At 47.5% G+C, this 17,019-nt stretch carries 13 protein-coding genes; 11 read left to right on the top strand and 2 right to left on the bottom strand.

Translation table 11 applies throughout. From position 1 onward, the window contains the following. Nucleotides 1–197: 197 nt before the first annotated feature. The 11 genes from M3629_RS12505 (at nucleotide 198) to M3629_RS12455 (ending at nucleotide 15,123) form a co-directional block, all read left to right on the top strand. A complete protein-coding gene (locus M3629_RS12505; RefSeq protein WP_154888526.1) occupies nucleotides 198–2,375 on the top strand; it encodes a RelA/SpoT family protein in 2,178 nt (725 codons plus the stop codon). Between the two features lie 12 nt (nucleotides 2,376–2,387). Continuing rightward, complete coding sequence (gene dtd, locus M3629_RS12500; protein ID WP_251506545.1) at nucleotides 2,388–2,837, top strand: D-aminoacyl-tRNA deacylase; 450 nt, start codon at nucleotides 2,388–2,390, stop codon at nucleotides 2,835–2,837. Between the two features lie 102 nt (nucleotides 2,838–2,939). Beyond that, nucleotides 2,940–3,107, top strand: a complete 168-nt coding sequence (locus tag M3629_RS12495; protein WP_251506543.1) for a hypothetical protein — start codon at nucleotides 2,940–2,942, stop codon at nucleotides 3,105–3,107. Between the two features lie 248 nt (nucleotides 3,108–3,355). Next, entirely contained in the window at nucleotides 3,356–3,862 is a 507-nt protein-coding gene (locus M3629_RS12490; protein ID WP_154983395.1) for a type 1 glutamine amidotransferase domain-containing protein, read from the top strand. A gap of 71 nt (nucleotides 3,863–3,933) precedes the next feature. Then, the gene (locus M3629_RS12485) at nucleotides 3,934–4,380 is read left to right on the top strand and encodes a hypothetical protein (protein WP_123066289.1); all 447 of its coding nucleotides are present in this window, start codon (nucleotides 3,934–3,936) and stop codon (nucleotides 4,378–4,380) included. 957 nt (nucleotides 4,381–5,337) lie between these two features. Further along, the gene (gene hisS / locus M3629_RS12480; RefSeq protein ID WP_251506540.1) at nucleotides 5,338–6,591 is read left to right on the top strand and encodes a histidine--tRNA ligase; all 1,254 of its coding nucleotides are present in this window, start codon (nucleotides 5,338–5,340) and stop codon (nucleotides 6,589–6,591) included. Nucleotides 6,592–6,779: 188 nt separating this feature from the next. Continuing rightward, nucleotides 6,780–8,558, top strand: a complete 1,779-nt coding sequence (aspS, locus tag M3629_RS12475; protein ID WP_145332676.1) for an aspartate--tRNA ligase — start codon at nucleotides 6,780–6,782, stop codon at nucleotides 8,556–8,558. Between the two features lie 18 nt (nucleotides 8,559–8,576). Next, the gene (locus M3629_RS12470; RefSeq protein WP_251506537.1) at nucleotides 8,577–9,335 is read left to right on the top strand and encodes a tRNA threonylcarbamoyladenosine dehydratase; all 759 of its coding nucleotides are present in this window, start codon (nucleotides 8,577–8,579) and stop codon (nucleotides 9,333–9,335) included. Nucleotides 9,336–9,537: 202 nt separating this feature from the next. Next, a complete protein-coding gene (locus M3629_RS12465) occupies nucleotides 9,538–10,836 on the top strand; it encodes an NCS2 family permease (protein WP_251506534.1) in 1,299 nt (432 codons plus the stop codon). Between the two features lie 38 nt (nucleotides 10,837–10,874). Then, nucleotides 10,875–12,710 (top strand): ABC transporter ATP-binding protein, encoded by a 1,836-nt coding sequence (locus M3629_RS12460; RefSeq protein ID WP_251506532.1) that lies wholly within the window; start codon nucleotides 10,875–10,877, stop codon nucleotides 12,708–12,710. A gap of 226 nt (nucleotides 12,711–12,936) precedes the next feature. Continuing rightward, nucleotides 12,937–15,123 carry a HelD family protein gene (locus tag M3629_RS12455; RefSeq protein WP_251506530.1) on the top strand — a complete coding sequence of 729 codons (2,187 nt, stop codon included), beginning with the start codon at nucleotides 12,937–12,939 and terminating at the stop codon, nucleotides 15,121–15,123. A 100-nt stretch (nucleotides 15,124–15,223) separates the two neighbouring features. Here M3629_RS12455 and M3629_RS12450 read toward each other — a convergent pair whose 3' ends face one another. Both M3629_RS12450 and M3629_RS12445 read right to left on the bottom strand, forming a co-directional pair. Next, entirely contained in the window at nucleotides 15,224–16,162 is a 939-nt protein-coding gene (locus M3629_RS12450) for a DMT family transporter (protein WP_251506528.1), read from the bottom strand. Continuing rightward, nucleotides 16,159–16,902 carry an SDR family NAD(P)-dependent oxidoreductase gene (locus tag M3629_RS12445; RefSeq protein WP_251506526.1) on the bottom strand — a complete coding sequence of 248 codons (744 nt, stop codon included), beginning with the start codon at nucleotides 16,900–16,902 and terminating at the stop codon, nucleotides 16,159–16,161. Before M3629_RS12445 ends, M3629_RS12450 begins: the two co-directional genes overlap by 4 nt. Between the last annotated feature and the right edge of the window lie 117 nt (nucleotides 16,903–17,019).

Genomic DNA, 17,019 nt, shown 5'->3' with positions numbered 1-17,019 from the left:
TTCTATTTCAGCAATTATCGGCAATAATGGATAACTACGGAGCATTTTAAAAAATTGGATAAACGCTCTTATTCGTCAGCAGTTGACGGGAAACGGGCAAAGCGTCATAATTATAGGAAATTACTTTTACGGGGAACCTGTGTTGATGTATTGTCACGGGTTCCATTTTGTATAGAAAGGACACGGAACAGATCAGAATGGGCATAGAGCAATTACTCGAGAAGGCCGGGGCGTATATCAAAGAACCCGATCTGGTGCGCATACGAGAGGCTTACGAATTTGCTGATCAGGCTCACCACGGACAGACGCGAAAATCGGGAGAACCGTATATTCTGCATCCGCTTGCGGTTGCCGACATTGTTGTGAATATGCAGATGGACACCATCTCCATTATTGCAGCACTTCTTCATGATGTAGTCGAGGACACTACGGTGTCGCTTGAAGAGATCCGCACTCATTTCGGCAATACGTGTGCCATGCTTGTTGACGGCTTGACGAAGCTGGAACGCATCCAGTTCCGCTCCAAGGAAGAACAGCAGAACGAGAACTACCGCAAAATGTTCATCGCCATGGCGCAGGACATCCGTGTCATCGTGATTAAATTGGCTGACCGTCTGCATAATATGCGGACCCTCAAATTTCAGTCGGAAGAGAGCCAGCGCCGGATCTCGTATGAGACACTGGAGATTTTCTGTCCGATTGCAAACCGTTTGGGGATCTCTGCGATCAAATGGGAAATGGAGGACATCGCCCTCCGTTATTTGAATCCGCAACAATACTACCGTATTGCAAATCTGATGCATAAGAAACGTGCAGAACGTGAGCAGTACATCGACACCGTAATGGACGGCATTACAAGTAAGCTCGAAGAGATGGGTATTCAAGCAGACCTATCTGGACGACCGAAACATATCTACAGTGTGTTCAAAAAAATGACGACCAAGAACAAGCAGTTTAACGAAATTTATGACCTGCTTGCGATTCGTATTATTGTGGATAATATCAAGGATTGTTATGCTACGCTCGGCATTATCCACACATTATGGAAGCCGATGCCTGGACGATTCAAGGATTATATTGCCATGCCAAAAGCCAATATGTATCAGTCCTTGCACACAACCGTGGTGGGACCTAACGGGGAACCAACCGAGGTACAGATTCGTACCTGGGATATGCATCGTACAGCCGAGTTTGGTATCGCGGCACACTGGGCTTATAAAGAAGGAACCGCGGCAGGGCCTCAGTTTGAGGATAAAATCACCTTTTTCCGGGAAATTCTTGAACTTCAAAATGAAGCACAGGATGCTTCGGAATTTGTGGAATCGCTCAAAATGGATTTCTTCTCTGACCTGGTGTTTGTATTTACGCCAAAAGGGGAAGTTATTGAATTGCCAAGCGGCTCCGTACCGCTAGACTTTGCCTACCGCATTCATACCGAGGTGGGGAACCGAACCATTGGTGCCAAAGTAAACGGCCGAATTGTTCCGCTCGACTATCATCTCAAAACGGGCGATATTATCGAAATCTTAACTTCTAAGCATTCTTACGGCCCAAGCCAGGACTGGTTGAAAATTGCGAAATCTTCACACGCACGGGCGAAGATCAAACAGTGGTTCAAGAAGGAACGCCGTGAAGAGAACGTAGAAAAAGGCCGGGAGAGCTGTGAGCGCGAACTGAAACGTATGGGACTAGATCCTTCTGCGTGGATGACCGATGACAAGCTAATGGAAGCGGCGAAGAAATTTGCGTTTAACGATATCGATGATATGCTAGCGGCTGTTGGCTTTGGCGGGATTACAGCGGCTCAGATCGTCACGAAGGCAACGGAAAAGCTTCGTAAAGAGCAGGAAGAATCCAACTTGCTGGAACTGAATTCCGAGATGCGTGAATTGAAGCCGGCTCCTGAACGCAGAAACAGACCAACCAACGGCATTCGTGTCAAAGGCATTGATAATCTGCTGGTTCGCTTTGCAAGGTGTTGTAACCCTGTACCCGGAGATGACATTATCGGTTATGTTACACGCGGCCGCGGCGTTTCTGTGCACCGCAGTGACTGTCCAAATATCCCTACAAGTGCGGATGGAGAAGAGGCAGCACGGGTGATTGAAGTCGAGTGGGAAGAGAATATCGAATCGAGCTACAGTGTCGATATCGAGATTACAGGTCATGATCGCAATGGACTGCTCAACGAGGTGCTTCAGGCTGTTTCGGAAAGTAAAACGAATATATCTGCTGTCACCGGACGGACGGATAAAAATAAATTGGCATTGGTGCACGTTACCATTCTGATTCGCAATACAGATCATCTGCAAGCCGTTGTGGAACGAATCAAACGGGTGAAGGACGTTTATTCTGTACACCGAATTATGCAGTAAGGAGTCCGTAAGATGAGAGTGCTGGTACAACGCTGTAAAGAGGCTCAGGTAACCGTGGGAGATGAATTAACAGGCAGAATCGAGTCCGGTTTAATGCTGCTTGTAGGCATAACTCATGAGGATACGGAGAAAGACGCCATCTACCTGGCAGACAAAATTAGCGGGCTTCGCATTTTCGAGGATGAACAGGAAAAAATGAATCTCAGCCTGCTGGATGTAGGTGGTGCAGTTCTGTCCGTTTCACAGTTTACGCTGTACGGTGATTGTCGTAAAGGCAAACGCCCAAGCTTTGCTGCGGCGGCTCGTCCAGAAGCAGCTGAACGTTTGTATGAAACGTTTAATCAGTTGTTGCGAGATAAAGGGATTCAGGTGGAAACGGGACGTTTCGGAGCGATGATGGATGTTACGTTTACGAACTGGGGCCCGGTTACCCTGATGGTAGAAAGTCCTTCGCGAGGCTGAAATTGTGCATAATTGGGTAGTGAAGAGGTCATAATGAGAGAAGTAAACGTTGGTATTACATTGTAGCTGTAACTTTGTTGACCAAAGGAGTTTCTCTTAATTATGCGCCAATCTGCAAAAGTAACCAAGAACCAGAACGAGCCGCTAATGATGCCTGGCAATCTGGCGGAGTCACTTCAACTTGCCCGCTCTGCCGCTGCTCATTTGTCCACATTGTGGATGTTGCAAACATCAGATAAAGACAGGCAGGAGCATATTCCACGACCATAGCTTAACCATGTAATAAAACAAAATAGTTATGCTCAAAACCCCGGTTGTCTGACAATCCGGGGTTTTTTGCTGTATGATTCACATTTCATGTTCCCAGAGGCGGGCCGCAAAATCAATTCAAAATGTATGGATTGTTATAAAAGGCACTCCTTGGGGTAATAACAAAACGAGGCACAAAAGAAGTGCCAAGGATAGAATTAATCTCTCAGGTTTAATCACATTCGAATACGGAAAGGAGACCATAGATCATGAGTAAAGTTGCTTTTTTGCTTGCGAATGAGTTCGAAGATTCAGAAATGAAGGTTCCGTACGATGAGGTGAAGAAGGCTGGACATGAGGTACACATTATCGGGTTAAAAGCCGGTGAAACGCTTCAAGGTAAAGGAGGCAAGGCTTCCTATACGACGGACAAAGCGATCTCAGAGGTTAACGCATCAGATTATGATGCTGTCGTTATTCCGGGTGGGTCTTCGCCGGAAAATTTGCGAACAGACGCAAATATCCTGAAGTTTGTTACGGAAATTAACGCAGCTAACAAACCCATCGCTGCGATCTGCCATGGTCCGCAAATTTTAGCTAGCGCAGATTTGCTCAAGGGCCGAACAATTACATCGTATCCTCCGCTCAAGGATGACATGGTAAATGCAGGAGCTGACTTCAAAGATCATGAAGCAGTGGTGGATGGGAACTATATTACATCCCGTACACCTGAAGATGAACCAGCATTTGTTCGTGAATTAATGAAAGTAATATAAGCATAGAGGGTAAACTGAATAAGTGGATGGCATTCAAATGATATATTTTATTCCATGAAGGAGGGTTTGACATGGCAAAACATATTCAGGCGTATTTTCGAACCGAGGACGAGGCGGAGGGTGCAAGAACTTCACTATTGACGTTCCATACCGAGCAGCTTGAAGTAGGTCAACTGGATGCTGCCATTGGCAGGGATACACGAGTTATGGTTCCACTGGTTCCTTATAATACGGCTGGTGGCGTAGGTACGAATGGAGCAATGGGTGTAGGAGCTGCTCCCGGGGTTCCAGCTAGCGAAAATGTAATTCCTGTTGTCACCGATGTCAATCGTGACGCCGAACGCGATCCTCGCAACAGAGTGAATGAGGACGGAGATATGCTGGATGCCGCAGATGTAACTTCGGCCGATTATGATGACCTGCATTATGTTCTGTCTGCCAAAGTAAGAGATGAGGATTATGATGCGATTGTTCATAAGCTTCGCTCTAACCATGCCTATGTGGAAGAACTCGATTAAATCAATAGATATTAAGCTAGCCCTTACATTGCCCGGTTTTAATTGCCGGGAAGACGTAAGGGCTTTTAATTATATGCGAAGATTTGTTGTATACTGCAAATGTGCTGGCGAAAAAGAAAAGATATTGTGGGAAAACCCCATATTAAAGCGCTATCATTTTTGTAATATTCCTGTAATATTAGTAACACAAGCCTTTAACAATGTGCGTTTATAATAACAGACATGACCCCCTTTTTTTATATATCCTTTGAACCTGCACACCGTGTGCAGGTTATTTTTTTCTATCTTTGCATGTTAGCCCTTGACTTTAGTACTGCGGTTCATTACAATCAGAAAATAATACGTTGACTATAGTCAACTTAAGTCGTTTTTTGAAACATATGACTGATTTGATGACGGGACCAAGTACTCCGTACCCACATGACCAGAGAGGAATCCCCCAGGCTGTAAGGATTCTCTTGATGAACGGACGAATGACTTCCTTGAGAACAGACGGCGAACAAGGCAGAGACAATCTGCGGATCTTAGTAGCCGGCCTGCGCATGACGTGCGTTATACGTAGAGCGGAAGAACTGTTGATCTGGATGTAGAATTGGAAACATCCTGACGTAACAGCGACAACCTGAACGGCTATAGGCTCAGGCTTCCGGAATGTGGGTGGTACCACGGGTGAATGTATATACAATCTCTCGTCCCTTTGTTTGCTTTTGATAAGCACAAAGGGCGAGGGATTTTTTTGTTTTCACGTTGATTCTCCCTGTACACCGGAACGTAGAGTGTAGAACCAATCTGTAGAAGCGAAGCATTCGCCTTTATCCCCGGATTTTAAACATTTTGAAATTGGATCAAAAAAAATCCGGGGATAACAGCGATCGGAAGATGGTACTACAATCGAAGTGGTCAAGTGTACATTGCGAATTAACGTTTACAGAGAAAATCAATGCTGGAGGGATACAGATGGGTTTTCAAAAACCGACAGGAACGCAGGATTTGCTGCCTGGTGTAGTGGAGAAGTGGCAGTATGTAGAAGAAAAAGCACGGGATCTGTGTCGACGTTTTAATTATCGCGAGATTCGCACGCCGATCTTTGAGCAAACGTCTTTGTTTGTACGCGGCGTAGGAGAAACGACAGATATCGTTGAGAAAGAAATGTATACCTTTGATGACAAGGGCAATCGTAGTATGACACTTCGTCCAGAAGGAACAGCTGGCGTAGTTCGTGCTTACGTAGAAAATAAGCTATATGGCGAACCGGATGTGAGCAAGCTGTATTATATCGGTCCGATGTTCAGGTATGAGCGTCCGCAGGCTGGTCGTCAGCGTCAGTTCCACCAGTTCGGTGTAGAAGCTCTTGGTGCAGTTGATCCGGCAATTGATGCTGAAGTTATTGCACTCGGTTATCAATTGTGTGTAGAGCTTGGCCTAAAGGATGTCAAAGTGGAAATTAACTCGGTGGGGAATGCAACTAGTCGGGCGGAATACCGCGAGACACTGCTGGGTTTCCTTAGACCAATGAAAGATACGCTTTGCAAAGACTGCCAGTCCCGGATGGAGCGTAACCCGTTACGTGTACTGGATTGTAAGGTGGATCAGGATAAATTCGTTGGGGCTCCGTCCATCTTGGACAGCCTGGATGAAGAATCATTGAGTCATTTTGCTAAACTACAAGCGTACCTGGACGATTTCGGCGTAGACTATGCGGTGAACAACCGTCTGGTGAGAGGGCTGGATTATTACACCCTGACTGCATTTGAGCTAAAAGCACAAGGCATTGGAGCCATTGATACCGTTGGTGGGGGCGGCAGATATAACGGTCTGGTTGGCGATATTGGCGGACCTGATCAGCCTGGCATCGGTTTTGGTATCGGGCTAGAGCGCATCCAACTGATTCTGGAGCACCAGAATATCGAAGTAACAACACTGGCTCCGCTGAACGTATATTTTGTCGCTCTGGGTGAGGCAGCGGATCGTGAGGTCAATCGACTGTTGTTCAAGTTACGTCAATCCGGCTTATCCGGTGAGCGTGATTATCTGGGACGCAAAATGAAAGCACAAATGAAATCGGCTGACCGTTTCAAAGCTCGTTATACGGCGATCCTTGGGGATGACGAACTGGAGCGTGGCGAGATTTCACTCAAAGCGATGGATACGGGTGAACAGCAGACCGTGAAGCTGGATGATCTGGTGGCAGCGGTACGCGGAAATCGTTAAGAACCTACGATGGAATGACAGGCGTAGAATCGGCAAGTGGCTATGGTGAATAGATCCCGATTGTACGGATGGTAATCTCCAGAGACGGCATGCCTTTCGAATATATATCTTCACGTAACCGGAATGTGGAAGGCAAGCTACATGCTTGTCTGCACAGAACGGAAATTTCACATAAGAGGAGTTTGGTTATGAAAAGAAGTCATCATTGCGGCGCATTAACAGACGCACATATCGGTGAAACGGTAACATTGAACGGCTGGGTACAGACCCGCCGTGACCTGGGGGGCGTACTTTTTATCGATCTGCGTGACCGCAGCGGAATTGTACAAGTCGTGTTTAACCCGGCATATTCCGGTGAGGCATTGCAAATTGCAGATCGTGTACGCAGTGAGTATGTCATTGCGGTAACAGGTAAAGTGGTTAAACGTGATGCAGAGACCGTAAACAAAAACTTGCCAACAGGCGAGATCGAAGTTCAAATTACGGAGATTGAAGTGTTGAATGCAGCCAAAACACCTCCATTCTTCATCGAAGATGGCGTTGAGGTAGACGAATCCCTGCGTTTGAAATATCGTTACCTGGACCTGCGTCGTCCAGAAATGTTTGAAACATTAAAACTGCGTTCCAAAGCGTCTAAAGTGTTCCGTGATTACTTGGACGGAGAAGAGTTCGTTGAGGTGGAAACACCAATCCTGACCAAGAGCTCACCGGAAGGTGCGCGTGACTATCTCGTACCAAGCCGTGTGCATGAAGGAGAATTCTTCGCCTTGCCACAATCCCCACAAATCTACAAACAATTGTTGATGGTTGGTGGACTTGAGCGTTACTACCAAATCGCTCGTTGTTTCCGTGACGAGGACTTGCGTGCAGACCGTCAACCGGAATTCACTCAAGTCGACATCGAGACGTCCTTCTTGCAACAAGATGACTTGTTGCCAATGATGGAACAGTTGATGGCGAAATTGCTGCGTGAAACAAAAGGTATTGAACTGGAATTGCCATTCCAACGGATTACGTATGCTGATGCAATGGGCAAATACGGCTCTGACAAACCGGATCTGCGTTTTGGCATGGAACTGGTGGAAATGAACGATATCGTAGCAGGCAGCGGTGTTAAAGTATTTGCTTCCGTCATCGAAAAAGGCGGAGAAGTGAAAGTACTGAACGCTAAGGGCTGTGGTACTTGGAGCCGCAAAGAGATCGACGATCTCGGACCATTCGCTGCTCGTTACGGTGCTAAAGGCCTCGCTTGGATCCAAGTAAAAGACGGCGAGTTCAAAGGGCCAATCGTGAAGTTCTTTACGCCGGAAGAGATTGAAGCGGTTAAAGAGCGTACAGGCGCTGAAGAAGGCGACTTGCTGCTCTTCTCCGCTGACACTAAAAAAGTGGTTGCTGATGTTCTCGGTGCCCTGCGTCTGAAAATCGGACGTCAACTCGGTCTGATCGATGATAGCAAATTCAAGTTTGCTTGGGTTGTGGACTTCCCGCTGCTCGGCTATGATGAAGAAGCGAAACGTTATGTGGCGGAACACCATCCGTTCACACGTCCAAAAGACGAAGATGTACATCTGTTTGACACAGATCCGGGTGCAATCCGTGCCCAAGCTTATGACCTTGTTCTTAACGGTTATGAAGTCGGTGGCGGTTCAATGCGTATTTACAAACGTGATGTACAGGAAAAAATGTTTGCTGCGCTTGGACTTACACCGGAAGTAGCTAACGATAAATTCGGTTATTTGCTCGAAGCATTCGAATACGGTACACCACCACATGGCGGTATCGCCTTTGGTCTGGACCGTCTCGTGATGCTGCTGGCAGGACGCACAAATCTGCGCGAAACCATTGCTTTCCCGAAAACGGCAAGTGCAACCGATCTGTTGATGAATGCACCTTCCGAAGTGGATGGATCACAGCTGGAACAGCTTCATATCCGTGTAGCTCGTAAACCAGTCGCGGAAAAGAAATAAAGGAGGCATCGATTTTCAATGCTCCATCAATTTTCAAGAACAGAGCTTGCGATCGGACCTGAAGGTCTGAATACGCTCAGAAGTAGCACAGTAGCCGTACTTGGCATCGGCGGTGTGGGCGGGATTGCTGTAGAAGCACTTGCCCGCAGTGGCGTTGGCCGGATCATTCTGATCGACAAAGATGTAGTGGATATCACGAACATCAACCGGCAAATTCATGCACTTACCACCACGGTAGGTCAGAAAAAGGCCGACTTGATGGTAGAACGTGTGAAATTGATCAATCCGGAATGTGACGCCATTGCGCTGAACATGTTTTATACGGAAGAAACGTATGAGGAATTGTTCAAGTACGATCTGGATTACGTGCTGGATGCTTCCGATACGATTATCTACAAAATACATCTTATTAAAGAGTGTCTGAAACGCAAAATTCCGATTATCTCCAGCATGGGCGCTGCGAACAAAATGGACCCGACGAAATTCCAGGTTGCGGATATCTCGAAAACGTCCATGGACCCGATTGCCCGTGTGGTGCGCACCAAGTTGCGCAAAGACGGCATCAAAAAGGGAGTGAAGGTAGTATTCTCTACCGAGGAGCCATTGAAGCCACGTGCAGACGTGACGCAAAAGATCGTTCCAGAGAATGCGCCGGAGATTCGCAAAGCGAAACAGCCGCCGGCAAGTAACGCTTTTGTTCCACCGGTAGCTGGACTGATTATGGTCAGTGTTGCCGTGAAAGACTTGCTTGAGAAAGCAGAGAAGTCAGAGGCATAAGCCGAAACAACAGATAAATTAAGCTAAATCTTATACAGATACACAAATGAAGCGCAGGTGCCATGAGCACCTGCGTTTTTTGGTGCCGATATGTCAGGATTACGTCATGTACTTCACTTTGAAAACGGTGTATGATATGTTTTGCTGCGCGAAATGATGATACATATATAATGGTTTGCGGTCAGAGAGGGGAACAGAACAAATGAAACACGGGTGGTTGTCCAGACAACTGGGCATGGAACCAGAAGATCAGTGGAAGAAGGAAATTGTGGCTGGCGCCATATCCTATTTTGCGGTCGTTTATATTGTGATGGTGAATGCCAAGATTCTTTCCGATGCGGGGATGCCGTTGCAGGCGGCCATGGTAGGTACATTGCTCACATCCATTGCAGGATGTTTACTGATGGCTTTTGGGGGTAAATCACCGATTGTTGTAGTGCCCGGCATGGGAATTAACGCATTTTTCACATACACGCTTGTGCACTCGATGAAACTGACTTGGCAGGAAGCACTGGCTGTAGTGGCTGTTACTGGTGCTTTGTTTGCTGTTGTTGCCTTTACGTCGTTATATAAAATGATCAGCGAAGCGATCCCGAAAAATCTGCAGCATGGCATCACGGTTGGAATCGGATTGTTTCTAACCTTTATCGGATTGCAAAAGAGCAGCATTGTGATTGCCCATCAGACAACCTTTGTTGCCATCGGGCACTTCAATGATCCCAATGTCATTACGGCATGTGTAACACTTGTGCTCGCCGTTATTTTATTTATCCGAAATGTGCAAGGCGGTTTGCTCATCAGCATTTTAATTGGGACAGGACTGGCTTATGTGCTCGGAGCGGTAAATCCCGGTGAAGCGGTATCTGCACTGGAAGCACTGCGGCAATATGGGGGTCTTTTTGGTGAATTATCTCTAATAAAATTGGCGGATATTGCATTCTGGATTGCTGTTTTTCTGCTGCTGTTGATTGTTGTGTTTGAAAATATCGGGCTCATCACCGCGCAAACGAATATGATTGGTCGTCCGGAACGTTTCAAAGGCAGTCTGCGTGCACTGTCGGTCAGCACGGTGCTGGCTGGTATCTTGGGTAGCAGTCCGCCGGTAGCGGCAGCGGAGACTACAGCGGGCATCGCGGCAGGTGGCCGTACGGGTTTGACTCCGCTGGTAACAGCTGTGCTGTTCGGCGCGACCTTTTTCTTCATTCCGCTGCTCGGGTATATTCCCGACAGTGCGATTGCCCCTATTTTGATCATCATCGGTGGTTTGATGGTACAGGGTGTCAGAGATATGGATTTCAGCGATTTTACCGAAGCATTTCCGGCGTTTCTGATCATGGTCATGATTCCTTTTACATATAGCATTGTGGATGGAATGGCCTTTGGCTTTATCGCGTACCCGCTGGCCAAACTGGCCGCTGGAAAAGGAAAAGAAGTGCCTGTCGTTATGTATGGCATTTCGATTCTGTTCCTGGCGAACTTTGTATTGCATGGTATCTTGTAAAACAAAAAGTGATGAGATAGAGAACGGGAGGAAGATGGATGGAAGAACAGGGAATGCAAGAACAGCAACAGCAACACTCGGAGTCGAATAAACCGAAAGTCGGAACAAAAGGATTCAAGGATTTTGTTAGGCTGATCGCTTCCACAAATCCACCAAAATTGATCCTGACCGTGGCTCTCATCTTGACATTGATTCAAACGACGGCGGGACTTATCGTTCCTTTGATGACCAAAGGTCTCATTGATGGACTGACCACATCTGCTCTAAATAAATCGGTGATTTTTCTGCTACTCGGGGCGTTTGTGATCCAAGCCATTGCTTCAGGAATTAGCATCTATATGTTGAATTATGCCGGGCAACGTGTCGTGGCGACGCTCCGCACCAAGCTGTGGAACAAGGTACTGTCCCTCCGTATGCCATACTTCGACCGCAATCGTACGGGGGATACAATGAGCCGCATCACCAATGACACCAGTCAGATTATGACATTAATTGCGGATTATCTCGTATCATTTGTTTCTAACATCGTTGCGGTAATCGGTGGGGTGGCACTGCTCTTTTATCTGGACTGGGTAATGTCACTCATCATTCTGAGCTTGGTACCGCTGACTATGCTGATCTTGTTGCCAGTCGGCAGAAAAATGTACAAAATCTCCAAAAAACAGCAGGATGAGATGGCTGGACTGACGTCGGTGCTCAGTCAGGTGATTAGTGAAATCCGTTTGGTCAAAGCGTACGGAACCGAGAAGCAGGAATCGGAGGCGGGAGATTCCCGCATTCGTAAAATGTTCGCTTTTGGATTACAGGAAGCACGCATTCTGGCGTTGATCGGGCCTTTGTTTACTTTTGTTATGACGGCTGTGCTCGTCGTTATTCTTGGTGTCGGAGGGATGCGGGTTGCTTCGGGGATATTGTCGCCGGGGGAACTGGTTGCGTTCATTCTGCTACTTTTCCAAGTTATAATGCCTATGGGGCAGTTCACAACGCTGTATTCACGTTTGCAAAAAGTCGTAGGTGCTACCGAACGCATCCAGGCGATTCTTGCGGATGAGGAAGAACCGGATCATAACACAAAGCTGGCTCCCCAGGGCAATGAAACGATTGCGTTTCACGATGTACATTTCTCTTATGTTAGAGGCGAAGAAGTGTTGCATGGCATTAATCTAACGGTGCCTACTCGCAAAGTAACAGCCATTGTGGGTCCGAGCGGAAGTGGTAAGTCTACGCTGTTCTCCTTGCTGGAGCAATTTTACTTGCCTGATTCGGGTCACATTTCGTATGGGGGAGAAGAGATCACAACGTATTCACTCGCTTCCTGGCGTAGCAAAATTGGGTATGTATCACAAGAAAGTCCGCTGATGGCAGGTACGATTAAGGATAATATCACGTATGGTCTCAATCGTGAAGTAACGATGCCTGAGATCAGAAGAGCCGCGGAGATGGCTTATTCGGCTGACTTTATCGACAAACTGCCACAAGGTTTTGACACCGAAGTGGGCGAACGCGGAATGAAGTTATCCGGGGGCCAGCGTCAGCGGATCGCTATTGCCCGTGCGTTGCTGCGTAGCCCGGATATTCTGATGCTGGATGAAGCCACCTCCAGTCTGGACAGTACATCCGAGTACGAAGTTCAGCAGGCGTTATCCAATCTGATGGAGGGCAGAACTACTATTGTCATTGCACATCGATTGTCCACTGTCGTGGATTCAGATCAGATTGTAGTATTAGAACATGGTCATGTGACTGGAACGGGAACTCACGCAGAATTAATCAACACACATCCCGTATATCGGGAGCTTGCACAAAAGCAATTTGTGGCACAGGATGGAGAAGGTAGTACAAGCAGCAATGGAGAAATACAAAACAAAGAGTAGCACTCGACAAATAAAGAGATGAGGAATGAAGGATTTCTGCGATACCTGTGAAGGTATGATTCAACAGAGTCCTTCTTTTTTTGGCAAGGACTTCATGGTTTGATTTGTTCATATGGAAAATGGATATGGCTTTCAGTTGCCCTTTGTGATATATTGGGTATCCTTTTGTATTGCGCGATCTACAGCGATGCAGAGCAAACAACTATTCTTAGGAGGTAACTGAAACATGTCAGACAGCTTTCAAAGTGCCTATCAAGAAGAAGAGTACAGGTTAGCGCGAACGATGGATGAAGTGGATCGTCAGCTCACACGGCTGCGGAACTTTCCGGTGTATACCGGTCACGATTTCACGGAGCAAGTGCTGGAAGCCGGACGTGAAGAACGCCGGAATGCCTTGTCCAAGAGCGCGCAACAACCCTATTTCGGACGCTTGGATTTCGAAGAGCAGGGCAGTGGTGAACGGAAACCGCTGTATATTGGCAAAATCGGCGTAGACCGCGAAGAGATCGGTGAGCATCCGCTTGTCATCGATTGGCGCGCTCCTGTCGCGAGCCTGTTTTACTCTTTTACCGGAGGAGAAGCCTCCGCAACGTATGAAGCCCCTGAAGGACTGATTGAAGGTCTGGTGTACCTGAAACGAAATGTGGTGATCCGTCAGCGCATACTGGAACGTGTGGCAGATACGTATAACCGGGACAGTGACCAGCCTGCCGTATCCGATGAGTTCCTCGTGTACCGCCTTGGTGAAAATAAGGACAATAAACTACGGGACATCGTATCCACGATCCAGGCCGAACAGGATCAGATCATTCGGGCGGCGAGAAACACCGCCTTGATCATTCAGGGGGTCGCCGGATCAGGGAAAACCACAGTGGCCCTGCATCGCCTTGCTTTTTTGCTGTATCAGTACAAGGAGCAGGTGTCGGCGGAAAAAATGGTTATTTTTGCACCCAACCATATGTTCCTCGATTATATCTCGGATGTGTTGCCAGAGCTCGGTGTAGGAGACATTCAGCAGCAAACCTTTCCCGATTGGGCGATGAATCTGCTAGGGCTGGAAATGCCACTTGCAGATGCGTCAGAGACGTTGCAGACGTGGTTCGAAACCCCTGCTACTCGGCCTGAACTGAACGATGATGTCCCTGGACGTTACAAAGGCTCGATTCGTTTCATGGAACTGATCCGGGAGTGGTTGTCTGGGATGGAAGAAGCATCTGTGCCGGATGGTGATTTCAGTCCATGGGACGGTGCGGTGCTCAGTAAACAGGAGATCGATAACTGGTTTGGAACGGAGTACAAACATTATCCGCTGGCCAAACGCAAAGAGCGGGTCATGGCACGGGTTCACCGCTGGATCGAGATGGAATTGAAAAAGCCCATGCCAGAAACCGTGCGTAAAGAACGTAAGAAAAAGGCAGCAACGCGGGAGAAATCCTATGCCAAAAAGTGGCCTGAATACAATCCGCTGACGTTGTACAAACAGCTGTTCAAGGCAGTGAAAGGCAGGGCTGTACCTGCTGAACTAAGCAACTTGATACCCAAAGCAATCATGAAACAAACTGGTGCAGATTTGAAGAAAGATGTCATTCGGGAAGAGGACCTGCCGGCACTGGTTTATATCCATACGCTAGTGCATGACATTGAAGGAGCGGAGCGTTTTGACCACGTTGTCATTGACGAAGCCCAGGACTTCTCGCCATTTCATGTTGCGCTGCTGGATCAGTTTGTGAAAGGACATTCCTTCACTATTTTGGGAGACTTGTCCCAAGGTATTCATGAGTACCGTGGTGTTCATACGTGGGAAGAGATGAGTTCGTTGTTCCCGGAAGAACAAAATGCATATTTTGCCTTGACCCGAAGCTATCGTTCAACGATGGAAATTATTGATTATGCCAACACCATCCTGGAGGAGGGTGTAAAGAGTGGGATTACGGCGATTCCCGTGTTCCGGAGCGGTGATCCGGTGCGTACGCTTGCATACGGAAGTGAAGGACGGACGGGGAGTTTAGAGCGGGCACTGAAGATACTTACCGCGAAAGATTATCGTACGGTGTCCATCCTGACGCGAACATTGCATGAAGCCGAAGAACTCCATCGTGAGCTTCAGGCGACGGGCTGGGATTTGAACCTGATCGACGGTGGTAAAAAGCAGTACAGCGGTGGACATTCGATTTTGCCTGTGTATCTGTCCAAAGGGCTTGAATTCGATGCAGCTATCGTGGCTGATGTTGATCAGGAGCACTATTATCCTGGCGCGGGTGATGCGAAGTTGCTCTATGTCGGCTGTACACGGGCTCTGCATGAATTGTGGTTATTCCACGACGGCAACATGCCGGCGTATGCCGCGGCAACGCATAATCCTGAAGGTGAACAGGTTACGATTCAAGGCTGGCCTGATGAGACCGTTTCATAGATAAATGGATCACACAGTACTAAGCTCTATAGATATAGAGGCATGACGCAGGTTGTTCTGCGTCATGCCTTTTTTGCCTAGGAAGATGAAGGCAGTATTCTTATCCTGAGGTTACAGAGGGAGATACGTCTTGTTTTTTCTTAGCTGAACGGCGGTTCACCAGATAGATGCCCACCCCGATTAGTACTCCTCCAGCCCCGACAAACCATTGAACCTCTTCATTCAACAAAATCCAGCTTGAAAGAACGCCGAAGAACGGTGCGAGAAACAGGTAGCTGCTGGTCTGGGCGGGATCACTGTTCTGTAACAGATAAAACCAGAGGGAAAACTGCATGATGGAACAAATCAGCGTTAGATATAACAACGATAGGAGGGAGACTGGAGTTATTGTAAAATGAGGCTGCTCCGTCCATACACTTAGCAGAAGCAATGCTACACCTCCAGCAAGCATCTGATAAGCGGTAAGCACGAAAGTGTCATAATCGACACCCCAGCGCTTAATCAGGAGTGTGGATACGGCAAATGAAATTGCTCCGCCAAAACCGATCCAGGTCCCCGGGGTGAAGCTCATATGCCATCCAAAGGTAAACAAAATGCCGACAAACCCAACAATTACGCCAATCCACTGGCTTAATCGATATCTCAGGTTATATAGTAGCGCACTAAGAACAATGACGATCAATGGATTCGTAAATGTAATAATGGCCGATTCACCGGATGAAATCCAGTTCATGCTGTAATAGGCGCAGCCCATCACCCCGGCGGATTGAAACAAGCCGATGAGCATGATTTTACCCCAGGCTCGCCATCCCCTCGGTAAGGGTTGCTTACGCAGGGCCAGGGCCATCAAACCCCCAGCAAGGATGTACCGCAAGCCCATCAATAGAAAAGGTGGTGCGTAACTGAGTCCTATTTTACCTACAGGAAAAGAAGTTCCCATAATGAGCGTTGTCACGATAATCAATACGACGTATTTGACTGTTTTTAAGGAAGCTGGTACGCGTTTCGCTCTAGCCGGATTATGAATTGTTGCGCTCATAATGTCTGTCCTCCATCGACAGTAATAAGTTGTCCTGTCATGGATCGCTGTTCAAGAGCAGCGCAGACCATGTGGGCGATGTCCTCTGGCTGAGCGATTTGCTGTAGTAACAATTGTCCACCGAGTTGGTGCATTCGTTCCTCATTGCCAGCCCACCAACGTGTGGAGACAGCTCCAGGAATGATGGCATTTACACGTATGAGCGGGGAGAGTGCATGGGCTAGAGATAAAGTCAGACCATGTACTGCTGCTTTGGATACGGCGTATGGAAGAGATGAACCCGAACCGGTGCTGCCGGCAATACTGCCCATATTTACAATGGCACCTCCACCGGCCTGCTTCATTCCTTGGGTTACGGCACGAGCACAATGAAACATACCTTTCACATTTACATCCATCAGTTCGTTCCAGATATCATCTGTGACAGCTTCCAGATCGCTGAGGGGGATATGATGGGTCATGCCCGCATTATTTACAAGGTCGGTGATGGGGCCATGGATTTCGGTTACTTTTGCGACCATTTGGCGAACCTCTTTATCATTTGCAATATTCCCCTGAATGGAAAATGCTTGCCCGCCTTGATTTAGGATATGCTGAACGGTTTCTTCTGCGGCTTGCTGTGATCGAGAATAGTTCAATACGACCCGTGCACCGCGTTCAGCCAGCAAGGTACTGACCGCGCGGCCTATACCTGTTCCTCCGCCTGTAATTAAAACCACTCTATTGGTCCAGTATGTCATCTCGAACACTCCTTCTTTTGTTTTCAACCATTGAATTTCGAACAACAGATGAATATGTCATCATTGTAGTACGCTCTGGCAAGAGAGTATAATGATTACAAATGAACTGGATATCAT

Source organism: Paenibacillus polysaccharolyticus (assembly GCF_023714295.1).
Classification (GTDB): domain Bacteria; phylum Bacillota; class Bacilli; order Paenibacillales; family Paenibacillaceae; genus Paenibacillus; species Paenibacillus polysaccharolyticus_A.
Note: the sequence above shows the minus strand (reverse complement) of the source record. Positions and strands in the feature narration are given on the sequence as shown.